General features: G+C 63.8%; 11 protein-coding genes and 1 tRNA gene. 4 read left to right on the forward strand and 8 right to left on the reverse strand.

The features are described from left to right. The first annotated feature begins 107 nt into the window (after positions 1-107). Both FCG67_RS03810 and FCG67_RS03815 read left to right on the forward strand, forming a co-directional pair. Complete coding sequence (locus FCG67_RS03810; RefSeq protein WP_136907328.1) at positions 108-1457, forward strand: pentapeptide repeat-containing protein; 1350 nt, start codon at positions 108-110, stop codon at positions 1455-1457. 420 nt (positions 1458-1877) lie between these two features. Next, entirely contained in the window at positions 1878-2579 is a 702-nt protein-coding gene (locus tag FCG67_RS03815) for a hypothetical protein (protein ID WP_169310439.1), read from the forward strand. A 77-nt stretch (positions 2580-2656) separates the two neighbouring features. On the opposite strand, the gene FCG67_RS03820 is transcribed toward FCG67_RS03815, so the two are convergent. Then, on the reverse strand, positions 2657-3754 hold the full coding sequence (locus FCG67_RS03820) for a DUF4238 domain-containing protein (RefSeq protein ID WP_136907332.1): 1098 nt from the start codon (positions 3752-3754) through the stop codon (positions 2657-2659). A gap of 294 nt (positions 3755-4048) precedes the next feature. On the opposite strand from FCG67_RS03820, the gene FCG67_RS03825 reads away from it, so the two are divergent. Continuing rightward, positions 4049-5395 (forward strand): hypothetical protein, encoded by a 1347-nt coding sequence (locus tag FCG67_RS03825; protein ID WP_246044822.1) that lies wholly within the window; start codon positions 4049-4051, stop codon positions 5393-5395. 155 nt (positions 5396-5550) lie between these two features. Here FCG67_RS03825 and FCG67_RS03830 read toward each other — a convergent pair whose 3' ends face one another. From FCG67_RS03830 to FCG67_RS03860, 7 genes are all read right to left on the reverse strand, one after another. Then, a complete protein-coding gene (locus FCG67_RS03830; protein WP_136907334.1) occupies positions 5551-6879 on the reverse strand; it encodes an SMODS domain-containing nucleotidyltransferase in 1329 nt (442 codons plus the stop codon). Further along, entirely contained in the window at positions 6876-7808 is a 933-nt protein-coding gene (locus FCG67_RS03835; protein WP_169310440.1) for an SAVED domain-containing protein, read from the reverse strand. The genes FCG67_RS03830 and FCG67_RS03835 overlap by 4 nt, the downstream gene beginning before the upstream one ends. 315 nt (positions 7809-8123) lie before the next feature. Then, positions 8124-8522, reverse strand: a complete 399-nt coding sequence (locus FCG67_RS03840) for a DUF3644 domain-containing protein (protein WP_246044824.1) — start codon at positions 8520-8522, stop codon at positions 8124-8126. Positions 8523-8806: 284 nt separating this feature from the next. After that, complete coding sequence (locus FCG67_RS03845; protein WP_136907338.1) at positions 8807-12124, reverse strand: type I restriction endonuclease subunit R; 3318 nt, start codon at positions 12122-12124, stop codon at positions 8807-8809. Further along, complete coding sequence (locus FCG67_RS03850; protein ID WP_136907340.1) at positions 12124-13383, reverse strand: restriction endonuclease subunit S; 1260 nt, start codon at positions 13381-13383, stop codon at positions 12124-12126. The genes FCG67_RS03845 and FCG67_RS03850 overlap by 1 nt, the downstream gene beginning before the upstream one ends. After that, the gene (locus tag FCG67_RS03855) at positions 13380-14930 is read right to left on the reverse strand and encodes a type I restriction-modification system subunit M (protein WP_246044827.1); all 1551 of its coding nucleotides are present in this window, start codon (positions 14928-14930) and stop codon (positions 13380-13382) included. Before FCG67_RS03855 ends, FCG67_RS03850 begins: the two co-directional genes overlap by 4 nt. Positions 14931-15224: 294 nt before the next feature. Continuing rightward, positions 15225-15310: transfer RNA gene (locus FCG67_RS03860), tRNA-Leu, on the reverse strand. Positions 15311-15472: 162 nt separating this feature from the next. On the opposite strand from FCG67_RS03860, the gene FCG67_RS03865 reads away from it, so the two are divergent. Next, positions 15473-16768 carry an FHA domain-containing protein gene (locus FCG67_RS03865; RefSeq protein WP_136907344.1) on the forward strand — a complete coding sequence of 432 codons (1296 nt, stop codon included), beginning with the start codon at positions 15473-15475 and terminating at the stop codon, positions 16766-16768. Positions 16769-16906 lie beyond the last annotated feature (138 nt).

Below are 16906 nucleotides of genomic sequence, written 5' to 3' on the forward strand. Positions count from 1 at the left end.
CGTAGCCATATCGCGGGCACGCCCCTGGTACCGGCGAGACTCACAGGCGCCCGCCAGGGACACCGTGCAATCGGTTCGAGGAAGATGCTCCTGTGAACAGGACCTCGATGAAGGCGACCCGCTGGCAGCTGCGCTCGTGGGTCTTGCTCGGAACAGCAGTCACGACCGGCGTCGGGCTGACGGTGCTGTTGGTGTTCGCGCGCTTGCAGGCTGGCAAAGCGGTGTGGGAGAACGGTTTCTACCTCAACGGATCTCAGTGGTTCGATGCCGCTCGCACCACGGTCACCTTGATCGGGATCATCGGCCTCGGCGGCGCAGCCTTCCTCGCCTATCGCAAGCAGCTCGCCACCGAGGCAGCGCACGTGCTCCAGAAAGAAGCACATGTCCTCCAGAAGACAGGGGAACTGCGTAGCCGCTACACCACTTGCGCAGAACAGCTCGGACACGACTCTCCTGCGATCCGACAGGCAGGAATCTACGCTCTCGCCTCCCTCGCCGACGACTGGCACATCTACGGAAACGATGCCGAGCGCCAGGTCTGCATCGACCTCCTGTGCGCATACCTTCGGACAGACCGTGCCCCATCCAGCGTGCCCACCCCGCCTGGGCCAGGCCCACTTCCTCAACGGACCATCGCCGGCCGAAAGTCCCCCCGATTGACCCCCAACCCGCCACAACCGGCCCCGGACCGTCAGGAGCGGGAAGTCCGCGCTGCGGTCATCAATGTCATCCGTCGCCGCGCGAGAAAAACAGCCAGCCCCGAAAAATGCTGGCCAGCTGGTGCGCTCTCTCTCAACTCGGCGGACCTTTCCCGTGCGGACCTTTCCCGCGCGACGCTGTCCCGCGCGGACCTCTACGCCGCGATTCTGACCTCCGCGAGGCTGCCCGCCGCGGACCTGTCCGGCGCGAAGCTGACGCACGCGGACATGTCCCATGCGGATATGTCCGGCGCGGACCTGACCGGCGCGACGCTGTTCCGCGCGACCCTGGTTGACACGAACCTGTTCGGCGCGAAGCTGATCGGCGCGAACATGCGCGCTGCGAACCTGATTGACGCGAAGCTGTCCTCCGCGACCTTGACCGACGCTAGGTTGGCCGGCGCGAGGTTGACCGGCGCGGACCTGACCGGCGCAAGGCTGACCGGCGCAAGGCTGACCGGCGCGACACTGACCAGTGCGATTCTGTTCAGCGCGGACTTGTCCCGCGCGACGCTGTCCCGCGCGACGCTGTCCGGCGCGAACCTGACCGGCGCGACGCTCGCCAGCGCGAACCTGAAGCTCGCGGACCTGACCGGCGCGGACCTGACCAGTGCGGACCTGACCGGCGCGGACCTGACCGGCGCGACGCTCGACGACGCCAACCTGACGCACGCGGACCTGACCGATATTCGCTATTCAGCCTCAACCCTGTGGCCGGATGGATTCTCACCTCCCCTGCCGGCCTCGACTGGTTCCTGACGATCGGCCTTCCAATAATCGGCCGTTTCCCGTTGACGGACGGCGAGGAGCACGCAAATCGCAATAGCGGCACCGGACCCTGCAATGGACCCTGTCTGCTCCGCGAGCTGAGCTATACAACCCCACGAGTCAACCAAACCGGGGCAGTCCCGTCCGCCACTGACCGAACGTGCGTGCACCGACTGCGCCGGGACCGGACAGATTCTGGGCGAATGCATGTGCATACATCTCGGACCGCCGAGGATCATCGACCTCGACGCGGCGACCGCTGAACCGGCGGGTACGTACGAGCCGAACCAGGACTGCTCGACCTGCGCCGGCACCGGCCACTACCACCGTCACTGCTACGACTGCGACGGCACGGGTGTGCTGACCGGGCCTATCCCGACAACCATCACCATCGCGGGCGGCGCCCCCATCGTGATCGACGGCCAGCCAGCGGCCCTGGCCCACCGGATCCCCGTCACTGCGCGGTGCAGTTTCGGGCCCCATGAAGTGGTCGTCCGTTGGAGCGTCGACTCGAAGACCATCATCGATCAGGCGCTCACCGCTGCGGGCCTCGACCCACAGCGAATCATCGTGCGAAACAACCGCTTTCACGAATTGGAGATCCCCCGGTGGGCCGCCGGCATCGCCGCGTTCCGTGCCATCGTCGAGGACGGGCGAGTCGAGAAGGACCCGCCGTTGGACGCAGCGCTGGAACAGAATGCGATGGGATCCGGTCTCGGCTGGTCTGCGCTCATGCCGACAGCCGAGCACGTCGCCACCGGCATCGAGGCGAGCCTGCTCGCCGACTACCGCACCTTGCTGCCGGGGACGCTTCCTCCGAACCGTAGGGGTGACGTGGCCGCGCGAATCGGCGTAGACCTCGACGCACGTGGTGTGCCTGTATCGCGTGCGCTGTCGTTCGAGTCGATGCCGACGATTCGGCAACTGCTCGTCGATGTCGCCGAGTCGGCCGCCGCCCGCGGGCTGCATGCGGTGCTCACGATGGATTTCATCGCCACGGGCGAATGGGGTCCTGTCGTAACACTTCTCGACTCGGGCCTGACTCTCGTCGCGAAGGGGGCCACCTCTTACACCATCGAGCACGCCCTCTTGTCCGCCCTTGACCGACTCTGATCCGCAGCGGAGGGAACTGCCCAGTTCAGTTGGTTAGTCAGCCAGAGCGGGGCAGTTCCGCTCCCACACGTGGGGTCCTAGCCGGCGTACCACCGTGAGACAGGCCAGTCAGGGGCGGCTTTGGCGTCCGCAGTCCACCGTGTACGCGGGGTGGCCGACTGCAGAAGGTGCTGCAGTGCCTCTGAGTCTCCTAGGTTGCGAGCCTGCTCGTCGTCGAGTTCGGTCACTACTGGGCGTGGGGGCACAGCGATGTTCACGGCAATGTCGTCGCCGGGGCGCTCGAACGCCGTCTTGGTTGCTGCTGCAACGATTTCGGTGTTGATGCTCAGGGTCTCGGCTGCGTCAAGCCTGTACGGGCCCCGATGACGAAGCCCCGGCCGGAGCATGACGAGGAGGCAGTGTGGTCCGACTGGATACAGCACTACGGCGCTGCCCATCGCACCAACAAAGGCCGACCGAGGCAGCGGTGGTCCGGCAAGGAAGACCACCGGGTCATCACTGGCGACGAGTGGAGATGCAGTCCGATAGACCGCCCATTCTCGCTGGTACAAGGCGTCCGCGACGACGTTGCGCACATCCTTGATCATCAGGTCGAGCGCCTCGTGCTTCGGATGGTCCTGCCGGCGATTCATCGACTCCTCGATCTGCGCCGGGCTCCACTGCGGGTTCGCCTTCCTCAAGAACAGACGCTTGGCAGAGTCCGGCCCCTCGACCAGTGGAATCGCCCGCTGCCGATTGCCGACCGTCCGGGTGATCTGCAGCCCCAGGAACACCGACAGATCCCGTTTCAGCGCAACATCGGACACCACGCCGGCGCCCCATGCGGTGAGTGCGTCCAGGTGGCATGCACATTCGGATTCGATTCGCGCGAGATGGGTTTCGATCCACTTCAGCGGCAGGTCCATCGTGCCGTCGACCTCGGGCAGACTGTAGAAGTTGTTCTGGTACGCAACCTCCTTCGGAGGCTGCGGCCGGTGGGCCTGCTGGGAATCAACCTGAGTCGGCTGTACCTTCCCGTCCACCGCCCACCGCCGCAAGTACATCTGCGGAACGTGGTGGTGCTTCTTCCCTTGCTCGGAGCGACCGATGCGTCGAGACTCCTCGACGAACTCGTCCTCCAGCCAGGGATGCTCGAACCGCATCGTCGCGATCAGGGTCGTCAGGCCAGGAAGCATGGGGCGCAGTGTAGAAGCCGGGTCCGACAGCCGACCTCGACCATCGTCCTTCTCCTCCGTGCACGCGGTCGCTGGGAGGAGCAGCCGGATGACCTTCGCTCCGCCCCCAGCACTGGTGACCGCGCAGCCACATCACGTATCGCACGGTCCCGCTCACGCGTGCCCGGCGAAGTGACGCGCTGGGCTGCGCCTTCACCAGAAGGGGTCAAGATGTCAACTAGGACCGGAGGAAGTCCCTCCAAGCAGCGCGAAGAACTGGGAGACCTGATGGGACGTTCACCCGACCATCTGACCGTGGCGCAGCACGACCTGCTGAAATGGGTCGCCGACGGATGCGCCGATGGCGTGTACGACGGGACCTCACACCGTGTATCGGCACGCGGCCTGCACAACCGAGGACTGATACAGGTAGTGGGAAGGAGCAAGACCTGGACCGCGAAGATCACCCCCCAGGGCACGCGAGTTCTGCAAGAGCAGACCAAACGCGTCGAGGCCGAGCGTCAGCGTGAACGAAAGGAAGCGCAAGCCCGAGCCGAGCAAGAACGTGAACGGCAGTTACTCCAGGCACGCGCGATCGAGGTATTGGATGCCGTCGTAGCCGCGGGCGGACGACTCGAACTCGGGGCTGACATCAACGTCCATGGCATCGAGCAGATTGAGGGCTTACTGGCCAGAGAAGGACTGCTGCCCGTAGGCCAGCGACTTACACATGAGCCGACCCGGATGGACCCAACCCTCGGCGTCACCGCCTACCTCGAGCCAGATTTCACGACGCTGACACCCCTGAGGGACTTCAAGGTCACCCGACAACTGCGTGACCCCCATCCGGCAGTGGTCACATTCCAGGACAAGCGCGCATATGTGTCCAAAAAGCAGATCTCGCGCACAGCCAGGCTCCTGCAGGCAATCGTGTCTGCGGCGACCGAGATGGGGTGGAAGGTCTCCCGGCCTCACAACGCCTACAGGGGTCACAGCGAGGTAAGCCCCGATCTCGCGCTCAGTCTGCCCTCGTCCGAGGTGGCCGTTACCGTTCGTGAACTCGACCAACGCGGCAGGACTGGTTTCGCCTTCACCACCGGCACCGAGTACTACACCCGAGTCCAGACCACGACCGCGAACAAGGGCTTCCTAGCCTCCGGCAGGCTCGAACTGACTCTCACCAAGCAGTGGGACCGACAGTCGATCCTGAGCCTGCGTGACACCGGCGAAACCACTCTCGAAGAGCAGATTCCCACCTTCATCCAACGCCTCGAGATATCCGAGGCACAAGCTCACTGGGCACGAGAAGAGGAGGCACGCCGCACGGAAATCCGCGAGGTCCGCTGGCAAGAGGTCAGGAAGGAGGCGTTTACTGCGCTCACCCAGCAACGCAATGCCGAGAAGCTTCGCGACGAACTGGCGCGACGCGACTCTGTGGCAGCCATGCGGGAGTACGCCGACGAGATCGATGCCGTCACCGCTCGATCCACAGGCTTCGACGCCGAGGCCGCACACGAATGGGCCAACTGGATCCGCCAACACGCCGAAGCTACCGATCCGCTCAACGGGCCGTTACGCATCATGCAGGTAACGTCCTGCAGCCACGAAGACCTCGAACCGCACATGAAAGGTTGGAGCACGTACGGACCCCGTCGGCGGTAGCCAACCATCACGCTGGCCCAGCGTGCAGAGCTTCGCGTCAACGGTTCACACCACTCCACGGGGCTCTATCACTTTTCCTCGCTAGAGCCCGCCCCGCAGGCCGCTGGAGTCCGGCACCGGTAATCCGACCTATGCCGGGTTACCAGTTCCGCCAGCTACCCGCCCATACCCGGCTGGACGATGACCTGCTGGCGGTCTCGAGCGACGCAGACTCCGTCCTTGACGATATAGACCTCCACGTAGTGGCCGCCGATGTATTCGGTGTGCTCGTACATGCTCGATTCCCCGCGCCTAACCTGTCCGCGCAGCTGATTGCGTCGTCTGGCCTCGGCGCCGGTGTTCTTGACCTTCCAGTACACCTGGTAGGGCTCCGGCACCGTGCAGACGTCGAGTCGGAAGTCGATGTAGCGGCCCTTGCCGACCCGATCGCCACGTTTGGGCAGATCGTACGGTCTCAGTACACCCGCACGCCGTACCCGCCCGACGAGGCGGACCGACGCTGAAATCCGCACCGGGATGCGCAGGGTGGTGTCAATGAACTGCTCACCCGTGTCCTCGCGAGCCGCACTCCCTGTGACGGTGTCCGCCGCTGGTGGCGCCTGGAAACGGGTACCGAAGATCGCCTGCCACGCCACGAGGCTCGTGGCCTTGTCGGGCTCGTCGTATGCCTCGCGGATCTTGCCGGCGTAGTGGTGAATCTGCCGGCGGAAGTTTGCGTACCCGTCCTGGTCCCATCGCCCACTGAAGTCCTGGCCCGTCCCTGCTGGATCCCAGATGGCTGGCATGAAGTGGTTCGCCTGCAGATACTGGTCCAGGTCCTTGACGATGTTGACCAGCGCAGTCGGAATGTCCCCGTAGTGACCGGCGTCGACGTCGGTGCGCCAGGACTCGATGCGCTCCCCGACGAGGATTGTCAGGAGCACTGACTTCACTGAGAAGGTCGTCTTGCTGTCACGCAGGTATTTGAGGAGGCGCAGGACGGTCGGCAGGCGTCCACCGGTGATACGGGTCTTGCCTTCGAGCCATGCGGTGAAGCTCTCCGGGTCAGAGTGCTCCCAGTCGTTGGTCTTGTTGTTGGTGATGTCCATTCGCGACTCGACGTAGGGAATGACGTCGATGTGGAAGGGGTCGGCGTAGTCGATGTACACGCACCGCGTACGCCGATGGGCCATCCCCTTGTACCGACCGCTGCCGTCGAACGCCTTGTAGAGCTCCTGCGTGTACTGCGCTGGGGTCCAGTCCGGGTGCTCCTTCAGCGACAGAAGCACATCCGCGTCGTACTCGCGCGACCCGACTGGCTTGATGATCGTCCGCTGCGCGAACGACCCCTGTGCGACGACGTCGAGAAAGAACTCACCGAAGACCTCGTGGTCCCGCAGGAATGACGAGATCGCATCGACTCGCTTGTTGAGCGTCTCGATGCGCGAGTCGTCGAGGTTGACGGTGTTCTCGAGAAAGTGCTTGAAGTAGGCGTGGAGTTTCATGGTGTGACCGCCAGGGTGAAGTTGTAGCCACCGTCCGACACCCGGTCGTGCACCCGAAGAGTTGGATGGACGTTCCTCATCGGAGTCCGTCCGATTGTCACCGCTGCGGTGACAGGTACCGCAGGAAGGACGTCGATCTCCTCTATGCCTGGGTGGTCGACCTCTATGTGCGACAACAGGTCCCGCCATGTGCGGGTGAAGTTCTCGAGCGACCCCGGGGAGCTGATGATCTCGGGCCCCGGTGTGACTCCGATTGGCCGCACCTCGTACACGGTTGTCGATGCGTCGACAGACGCCGGAAGCCGAGCGATGTCGATGCTTCCGGATACCGAGAACATCACCGCGACCTGGTGCGGATCCGTCCCTCCTCTGCGGGTCACGTACTCGAAGTCGACGGTAAGAGCATCGGGCACCCATCCCCAGCCCTCGCCATGTCCGCGTCGTTTCGCGTAGATCTGCGCCGGAGTTGTGTCGTCCAGTTCGGCGCCGAGCGCGATCAGGAGGGGAATTCGAGCAAACGCGAATACCGAAATATGCCGGACCGACTCCCTGTCGATTCGGGCACGCAGCAATCGGAGCCGCTCCTGGATCATCGCCACGCCGGTCGACCAGTACACCTCAGCCGACTCGGCCTCGCCGGGCAGGTGCCGCAGATCCACCTCGAGTTCGTCAATTCCAATCAGGCTGTAGTCGGGATACCGGGAGTCGGCCAACAGGGTGGCGGCCACGGTCTGTGGATTGACGGTCACACCTGCGCCCCGGATCGCACCAACAACGCGTAGGACGGTCGTCCGATCCTCATCACGCAGCGCGGTTAGCTGGCGGATCCTGTGCTCGTGCTCACGCTTGATGCGACGCAACATGTCGACGTCGTATACGTCCCACATAGTGGCGTTGTCGATGACACGGTGCTGGTCGTAGCAGAGCAACATCAGGTTGTCTGCGGTGTTGCGTTCCTCGCCCGGCAGCGGCGCATTTCCTCGCGGCGAACCGGGGCTGGTGGACCAACCGACGATGTGGGCAAGCTGGCCGACGGCGACCTCGGCGCCGGTGTACTGATCGTCGAGCAGTCGCTTGTTGCACATCGCACACCGGCCACCGGCGGCGACCCACACGCGCAGCGCGACCCGATCGGGGATGGTTCGTGTCTCGTTGTTGGGGCCCACCGCACGATACGGCGAGCTAGACCGCGTTGCATCTGACTGATTCGGCACCGGTGACCTTCCCATCGAACGGACTCAGAGCTAGCAGATCACACTGGTCCGACAGCGCTGAGCGTCAGCGGGAGGGACTGCTCCCAGATGGATCGCCCGATCGCGGTACTCCGTGAGGGCTTTGATGTTTGCAGTTGCCGCAACGCCATCAACGTCAGCCGGCCAGAGGTTTCCGGCGTTGACCCGCCTGAGCGCGTCGTCGATTCCGACCGAAAGGTACCGCTGGCCAGGATTCTTCGGGTAGAAGGTCGACTGCCTGTTTTGTCGCAGGGTTGCCTTGAGCGCCAACTCCCAGGCGTTCACAACGAGCGTCACGGTGACCCCGTCGCGGTAGGTCATCTGGGGCTTGTTGTAGACCTCGATGGCAGCAAGCATGGCTGCGAGCGAGTTCTCGACCAGTCGCTTGATCGAGACGCACGGCGCGCTCACGGGCGTGATGCTACAGGCAGGGTGATGACTTCTCGTTGGCCGTCGCGGTGGAATGGCCGTACTGCGCTGCGTCCCACGGCAGCGCTCCCCGGGGTCAAGGACAGGGTCTCGGCGAGGTCGAGATCAGAGCGCTGTGACCCACGGATTCACCAAGGGCGGCGCCAGATCCATCGGCCGATCCGTGCGCTATAGCAACGCGGCCGTGCGGTCCGGGCGCGGTGGGGTCTGTTCTGGTCTGTGGTGATACGAAATCATGTTCGCACCCCGAAATTCGGCTGTCGCACTCAGTTTCGGGCCTGAATCTGCGCTGCAACCTCGGCTGCGAAAGTTGGGTCGGCACGGATGCGCGCCACCACCTCGTCAGCGATCTTGCTCAAGTCGAGCGGTCCGGCGAGATCGGCCTCTACCGCCTGCGGGCAACTGATGTCGAGGTGTCGACTGTAGGCGCTGTTTCCATCGTCGCCGTACGCAGTGAGAACGTGGTCGTACACGAGGTGGACCTTGCTCATAAAGATGTCCAACGTATACGGGCCTTCCGGGAGACCCTCGTCGAGCACGCGGCGGATTGTGCTGTTGACGTCGTTGGTGGTCGCGACCTTGCGTCGCCAGTCCTGGATGAGCTTCTCGTGGAGGTGCTCCAGGAGCTTCTTCGCGCTCTCCTTGACCGCCTCGCGCTCCTCTGCGGTGAGTACAGGATCGGGCTGGGTTAGTAGGTCGAAGATGGCGAGTTCTTCCTCGCTCATGCCTTCGCGGACAGCGCGTTCTTCTTCCTCTGTCAGCGTCCCGGACAGCTCGATGAGGCGGCGCAGGTACTCGTCGATGTTGACGCTGCCTGCGTTGTAGTCGGCAATCAGTTGTTCGATGCGCTCGACGAGTTCGAATCGCGTCGGGTTGCGCAACGCTGCGCCGATGGCCTGCTGCCGCAGCAGTTGTGCGAGGCGGTCGGTCTCGGCCCGCTTACGGCCGGTGAACTTCGCCGCAAGGCCATCGAAGTCGATGAGCGACAGGTCGATCAACGGGTCGGGCTTGGTGCCCTCGGCCGCGGCTCGGATGACGTACTCTTCAGCGCCGACCGACCGGTCGAGCAGGGCGTCCACGGCGTTGCGCACGGCCGAGATGTCAGCCTCTGGTGGCCGGGTGACCTCGATGATCCGTTCATGCAATACCCGGATAGCGGCAACCGTGCGCTGCTGCGCGGCGGCCTTCGGGTTCGGCAGAAGCGCCTTGAAGAGCTTCCGTACTTGGCGCGCCTTCAAGGTGAAGTCGTTACGGGTTTCCTCGTCGACCAGCAGAGCCTCGACAGCGGCATCGCGCTCGGCGATGTGGTTGAAGCCCTCGGCATCGCGCATGGAAATGAGGTCCACACCGATGCTCGCGCAGTATGAGATCAGTTCTGTGACCGCTGAATCCAGTTCACCGGCGAGGGCGTCGATGATCTCGATCGGGGACTCCCCGGTGTTCGCAGCACCGTAGACTGCGAGCGCCTTCTCCAGGTTCCGGAAGACGCCGACGTAGTCGACGATGAGCCCGTTGTCCTTCTCCGGGAAAACGCGATTGGCGCGCGCAATGGTCTGCATCAGCGTGTGGTTCTTCATCGGCCGGTCCAGGTAGACCGTCGACACGCTCGGGGCGTCGAAGCCGGTCATCCACATCGCGCAGACGAAAACCAGCCGCAGCGGGTCGTCGGCGTCCTTGAACTTCTCGGCGAGGTCTTCGCGGTTCATCCGCTCACGGTGGGGGCGGATGTCGAGACCGAGGTCGTCGAGCATCTTCAGTTCGTTCTGGCCTTGGGAGACCACGACCGCCATGTCGGTGGTCTTCATCAGCTCGATCCGTGACGCCAGCCAGAGGCGCTCCAGCTCAGGCAGCACATCATGCTGCCGGCGCAACTCGTCGAGGTGCTCAGCCCATGCCTCCTGGACGAGGTCATACATCCGTACGGCGGCAGCTTTGTCGAGGCCGACGTACATCGCCTTGCCAGAGAACCCACGCCCGACGAAGTGCCGCACCAAGTCGGCAGCGATCGTCTTGAGCCGCTCGGGCCGGGTCAGCAGCGTGTACTGGGTGCCGAACTCCCGCGTCAGCGCACCCTCCGCGTCCTCATCCAACTCGGCGTCTTCGAGGAGGGCGTCGAGCTCGTCAGAGAACCCCTCGTTGACCAGTTGCAGCTCTGGGATGCGGTTTTCGTAGTAGAGCGGGACAGTCGCGCCATCTTCGATGGCGTCGCGGAAGCTGTAGGTGCTGACGTAGGGGCCGAACTGCTCGCGCGTCGCCTGCTCCTCGCCGGCGATCAGAGGGGTCCCGGTGAAGCCCATCATGGAAGCGTTGGGCAGTGCACGGCGCATGTTGAGCGCGAGGGTGTCGTACTGGCTGCGGTGGGCCTCGTCGGTGATGACGATGACGTCGGAGCGGTCAGACAGCACGGGCATCTCACGCTCGCCGGCCGCCTTGGACGGCTGGAACTTCTGGATCAGTGTGAAGACGTAGCGGTGGTCAGCGGTCAGCAGCTCGCGCAGGTGCGTGATTGATTCGGCGTGGACCCTCGCCTCTGGTGGGATAGCTCCGGCGTCAGCGAACTCGCCGTGGAGCTGGGTGTCGAGTTCGGTTCGGTCTGTGACCATGATGAACGTCCACTTGCCCGCGACCTGGCGGAGCACCTTTTGCGTGAACCACAGCATCGACAATGACTTGCCGGAACCCTGTGTGTGCCAGAAGACCCCGAGCCGTTTGTCCTGCTCGGAACGTGCACGGTGCAGGTTCTCGATCGCGGCGTTGACTCCGAGGTACTGGTGCGAGCGTGCGATGTTCTTGATCAGCCCACCCGGGCGCTCCAGATAGGCGACGAAGTTCTCGAACAGGTCGAGCAGGATCGCAGGGTCACAGGTGCCACGCAACGCGGTCTCCAAGGCGATCTTGCCGCGCGTCCCATCGGCGTCGATGACCTTCCAGTCACCGAAGAACTCCCACGGAGAGTACGTCGACCCCACCTTGGCCTCGCTGCCGTTGGAGAGCAGCACGAAGCAGTTGGGGACGAAGAGTTGCGGGATGGTATCGCGATAGTCGGTGAGGTTGTCGCCGTAAGCCGACTGCACCGGCTCATTCGGTTCCTTGAACTCCATCAGCACCAGCGGCACGCCGTTGACAAACAGGGCGACATCGAGCCGGCGGCTGTGCAGATGGCCCTTGACCCACATCTGCTGCACCGCCAGCAGGTCGTTGTTCGTCGGGTCCTTCAAGTCGAGGTAGCGAAGCGCCTCGATGCATTTGTCGCCGTTCTCATCGACCCATTCGGCCTGGTAGCCGTCGCACAGCAGGTCATGAACCTCGCGGTTGGCGCGCACACGGTCCATGGCCGAGCGGTCTTTGGTGAGTACCTCGATGGCCTCGTTGATCGCGGTATCGGGCACATCCTCTGGGATGAGCTTGCGCATCGCGAACCGGAGTCGGTGGGTGAGCACGACCTCATGCTGAGAGTCGCGGCCTAGCGTGCCTTGCGCGCCAAGGGTTTCGGAGAAGGCGTCGACTGGAGTCCAGCCGAGCTTGGCAAGCAGCTCCATGCTTGGCTTCTCGACGTAGTCGTACTCCGGACCCTTCGCCATCATTACGCAACTACCCCCGCAATCAGCGCGTCGAGATCGAGCTTCGAGACATCAATCTGCCCGGTCACAAGCTTTGGGAGCAGCAAGTCGCGAAGTTCGCTCAAAGCGACAATTTCACGCTGAAGGGCGTGCGAAAGCCGCCAAGGCGCGCGTACCACATCGGTAAAGGCGGTCACGATCGGGTGTGGGGGCGCAATAGCGCGCGCTGACGCCACCTTGTCCTTACTCACGTTTTGTTGCGCCGCTCCCTGGGCGATCGTGTTTAGGTGGACCCGTAGACTTTCGAGCACGAACCATAGATACTCGGTGGTCGCAACAGCTTGGTTGGCGACCAAGCCGAGCGCGGCTTGATTTGCGCTAGAAGCGGTGGCCACGAGGCCAAGACGCCCAACAGTCGGCGAGCCGTAGATCGCCATCAGAACTGTCTCGGGTTCAAATATTCGGCCCTTCACCATTGCGAGAGCTGAAATCCGTTCAGACGAGCTAATCAGGACCGAGTCCGTGAGGTCGCCCGTCTTGTACCAGTCGACTTCAGGGTCGGACCAGAATTTCGGCTCGGACCGTTTGGGGGTGGCACCGGCCTGAATGCGGGTACACAGGTCCGCAACTGTTCGCACTTCCCACCCATCAGGAATCGGGCCGAGGTCGGAGTCGATGAGGGAGATGTCCTCGTGTCCGGGGTAGCGGAACTTCACGAACCACTCGCGGTAGATGGCCCGCGCCATCTCCTCCAGCACTTCCACCTGCCGCCGATTGTTCGCGATCAGGTCCTCGATTGCGTCAAGGACTGCGCCGACGACCGCCTGCGAACTCCTCGGAAGTAGTGGGATCTCCACAGCCTTCAGTTCTGGCTGCCTGATGCCGCTCACTGTCGTCCCGCTAGCACGTCGACGCAAGCTCGCTTGCGCATTTGGCGAGCGGAGGTAGTGGAAGAAGTAGCTGGGGTCGACAAGGCCAGGATCAGGCCGAAGGAGGATGACCCGCTGTGCCAGCGCAATTTTGGCGTCTAGTCCAACCCGGGCGACCTCGCCCAGTGGAGCTTCTGTGGTGACGAGGACGTCGCCAGACTTTGGCAATCCTCTTCGCATCCAAGTCTCGTAGGTGGCCTCGGCGATGTACTCACGCCGATCGGTCAAGATGGTCCCGCCCTTGATCACTTTCGCCGTGACCAGCGGCACTCCTGCTTCCGTTTTGGGCGGCGTCTTGCCTCGGTAATCGATCAGCGTCTCTATCAGTTCACCGATCGTTGACTCGGTGCTCATACGTCGAGAATCCCTTGCATCGCCGCGTCGACCTTGGCCCGAAGCGAGTCGGCCTCACCACTCAACTGGGTAAACTCCTCGTACAGCTCTTCGAGCTTGACCACGAATTCTTCGTCATCCTCGTCGACGGCAGCAGAACCCGCGTAGCGACCAGGGTTGAGGCTCCACCCTTGCGCCTCAATCTCAGCGCGGGTGGCGATCTTGCACAGGCCTGGAACGTCGACGTACGTGCCGTCAGGGAAGTGCTGCTCGATCAAGGTCTCGCTGCCTGCGACCTTTTCGACATCCTCGCCACGGTAGAGCCGCACGACGTTGGCGAGGAACTCGATCTGTTCCGGTTTGAAATCGCGGTGGGCGCGGTCGATCTGGTTGTAGATGTGTCGAGCGTCGAGGAAGAGAACCGTGTCCTCACGAGTGGTGCCTGCCTTGGCTTTGTCGAAGAACCACAGCGTCACGGGCAAGGTCACCGTATAGAAGAAGTTGGAGCTGATCGCAACCATGACGTCGACCGCGCCCGACTCGACGATCTGCTTGCGGATCTCCTTTTCGGAATGGCCTGCATCGCCCGCTGAGTTCGCCATGACGAAGCCCGCGCGACCGTCCGGCTTGAGCGCGGAGTAAAACTCCTGAATCCACAGGTAGTTCGCGTTGTCATTGCGCGGCATGCCGAAGGGGAACCTCTTGTCGCCAGCGAGCTGGTCTTTCTTTACCTTGTCGACGTTGAACGGAGGGTTAGCCATGACATAGTCGAATGCGCCGACCGCGCCGTGTGGGTCTTCGTAATAGCTGTTGGCCTGTCGGATGTCGCCTGAGAGGCCATGTAACGCCAAGTTCATCTTGGCCAACGGGACGGTGTCGTCGGTCTTCTCCGCTCCGTAGATCGAGAGCTTGCGGGTCGCGGATTCGTGGTGGCGCTCGACGAACTTCGCGCATTGAACGAACATGCCGCCCGACCCGCAAGCAGGATCCAGTACGCGGCCTTGGAATGGCTCCAGGATCTCGACGATGAGCCGGACGATCGAGTAAGGCGTGAAGTACTCACCGCCGCCTTTGCCTTCCTGAGCGGCGAAGTTCGACAGGAAGTCTTCGTAGATGAAGCCGAACGCGTCACCTTCGAGCTGGGTGGGTAGCGGCGCGAACATACGCAGCAACTCGATCAGCGTTGAGCGTTCAAGCTTCTGGTAGCCGCGCGGCAGGATGTCCTTGAGTTCCGGATTGGCCGCCTCGACCGCCCTCATCGCTTGATCGACGGCCTTGCCAACGTCATCGCCCTCAGGCAGGTCGACGAGGTGAGACAGACGCGACTCATCGGGCACGTACAGCACCGACCTCGCCTTGAAGTCTGCGATCGTCGCAGGGTTGCGTTTGGTCGCCCTTGTCTCGATCTCGCCACGCACTGCTTCGAAGCGATTCTCGGCGTATGCGAGGAACACCAACCCTAGTACCGGGTCGCGGTACTGACCCGGCGTCAGCTTCGAGTTGGCTCGCAGTTCGTCGGCGGCGGCCCACAGGGTCGCGCGCACTTTGCCAAGGTCGGTAGTTTTCACGGTTCGAAGACTAACTGGGGGTACTACCGGTTCTGGCGCAATCCCCACCCTGTCGGCGACGTCCGGCAGAGTCGCGGACTGCCCAGACCAGTCCCTGGGCCTGACCTGCCTCGCAGTCCGGAATCACGTCACGCAATCCGCCGAAGAGATGGCGACGTCGGAAAGGGGAACCTGCCGGCGCTCACCCCCACACACGCCGAAGCGGAGGATCAGGCGACCCAAGCCAACGAAAAACGAGGTCACGACCTCTTTCGAGTTCGTGACCTCGTTCGTCGCAGTTCGTAGAACTGCTCCTGGTGGGCGAAGGGGGACTTGAACCCCCACGTCCCGAAGGACACTGGCACCTGAAGCCAGCGCGTCTGCCATTCCGCCACTCGCCCGAGCGACGCCGGAAACATTAACACGTGCCGGTCGGGAATGACGATTCGCCCTCCCGACCTGCGAAGGAAGCGATCACCCACACCGGCGTCCGGCAAAGGTAGATATCATGCAGTGGCGGCATCGAGGCCGCGACACGCCACCGGGACCGGAGAGGAGCCACGATGGGGATCGTCCAGCGATTCGAGCGCAAGCTGCAGGGCGCCGTCGGGGATGCCTTCGCCCGGGTCTTCGGAGGCGGCGTCATGCCCCAAGAGGTGGAATCCGCACTCCAACAGGAGGCCACCGACCGGGTTCAGCACCTCGATGGCGGACACCTGCTGGCCCCCAACATGTACGTGATCACCATCAACGAATCCGATCACGACGAACTGGCGACGGACCGGGACTTGACAGTCAAGGCCTTCGCCCGACACCTTGAGGGCTTCATCCGCGACCAGGGATGGCAGACCTATGGCCCCATCACCGTGCGGTTCGAACCGAGCCCGGCGTTGCACACGGGCCAGTTCCGGACCAGCGGGACGGTGGACCCCGATGCGGGGCGGCCACCGGCTCGTAGCCCAGGCCCGGAAGTGCACGCAGTCCCGCTACCTCGACCCTCCGCTCATCCGAACCCAGGAGCTGGCCCCATGACGCAGAACTCAGGCTACGACGCCAACCGCGAGCCCGCGGACAACGAGGGCCGGCCCGAATACCAGCCGGCATACGCCTCGAACGGGTACGCCAACGGCAACAGCTACCCCAGCGAGCAGCCGCGCAACAACGGCTACGCGAGCGAGCAGCCGCGCAACGGCTACGAGCGCCCCTACGGCGGCGGCTACCAGGATCCGTACGCGCAGGGCGGCAGCGACCCGTACGCCCAGCCGGCGAACGATCCCTACGCACAGGGCGCGGGCGATCCCTACGCGCAGCAGGGCGGCAACGACCCGTACGCCCAGCCCGCCAACGATCCCTACGCGCAGCAGGGCGGCTACCAGCAGAGCGCGCCGGCCTACCCGCCGCAGTCCCCCGCCTACCCGCCGCAGCAGCAGGGCTCCGGCTACCCGGCCCCGCAGGCCCCGCAGGCCCCGCAGAGCTACGACTACCAGCAGGGCGCGTACGGCCAGGACTACCCGGCCTACGACCAGCAGCCGTACGGCGCGGGCGCGTACTCGGGCTTCGATGCCGACCGCACCTTCACGGTCACGCTGCAGCTCGAGGACGGCAGCGGCCGCAACTTCCAGCTCCGCGAGGGCCGCAACGTGATCGGCCGCGGTCAGGAGGCACAGTTCCGGCTGCCCGACACCGGAGTCTCGCGTCGCCACATCGAGATCCGCTGGGACGGCCAGGTCGCGATGCTCTCGGATCTCGGCTCGACCAACGGCACCACCGTGAACGGCGCCCCGGTTCAGGATTGGCAGCTCGCCGACGGTGATGTGATCCGCGCGGGCAACTCCGAGATCCTGGTCCGTATCCTCTGATCCGCCACGGCGGTAACAGCCGAACCAGCGGAAGCCTCTTCGGATTCCGTATGGTGGTTGCGCACCCATATCGCGATCGACACAGGCCGCATCGCCATAGGATGCTGCCTATAAAATGCCGGAGTTCGGGACCACCCG

It is taken from the genome of Rhodococcus oryzae (assembly GCF_005049235.1).
Classification (GTDB): Bacteria; Actinomycetota; Actinomycetes; order Mycobacteriales; family Mycobacteriaceae; genus Rhodococcus_G; species Rhodococcus_G oryzae.

Coding starts and splice junctions, on each gene's coding strand:
- FCG67_RS03820 (WP_136907332.1), bottom strand. CDS start 3,754: ATGCTTCCTGGCCTGACGACCCTGATCGCGACGATGCGGTTCGAGCAT.
- FCG67_RS03865 (WP_136907344.1), top strand. CDS start 15,473: ATGGGGATCGTCCAGCGATTCGAGCGCAAGCTGCAGGGCGCCGTCGGG.
- FCG67_RS03810 (WP_136907328.1), top strand. CDS start 108: ATGAAGGCGACCCGCTGGCAGCTGCGCTCGTGGGTCTTGCTCGGAACA.
- FCG67_RS03845 (WP_136907338.1), bottom strand. CDS start 12,124: ATGATGGCGAAGGGTCCGGAGTACGACTACGTCGAGAAGCCAAGCATG.
- FCG67_RS03830 (WP_136907334.1), bottom strand. CDS start 6,879: ATGAAACTCCACGCCTACTTCAAGCACTTTCTCGAGAACACCGTCAAC.
- FCG67_RS03850 (WP_136907340.1), bottom strand. CDS start 13,383: ATGAGCACCGAGTCAACGATCGGTGAACTGATAGAGACGCTGATCGAT.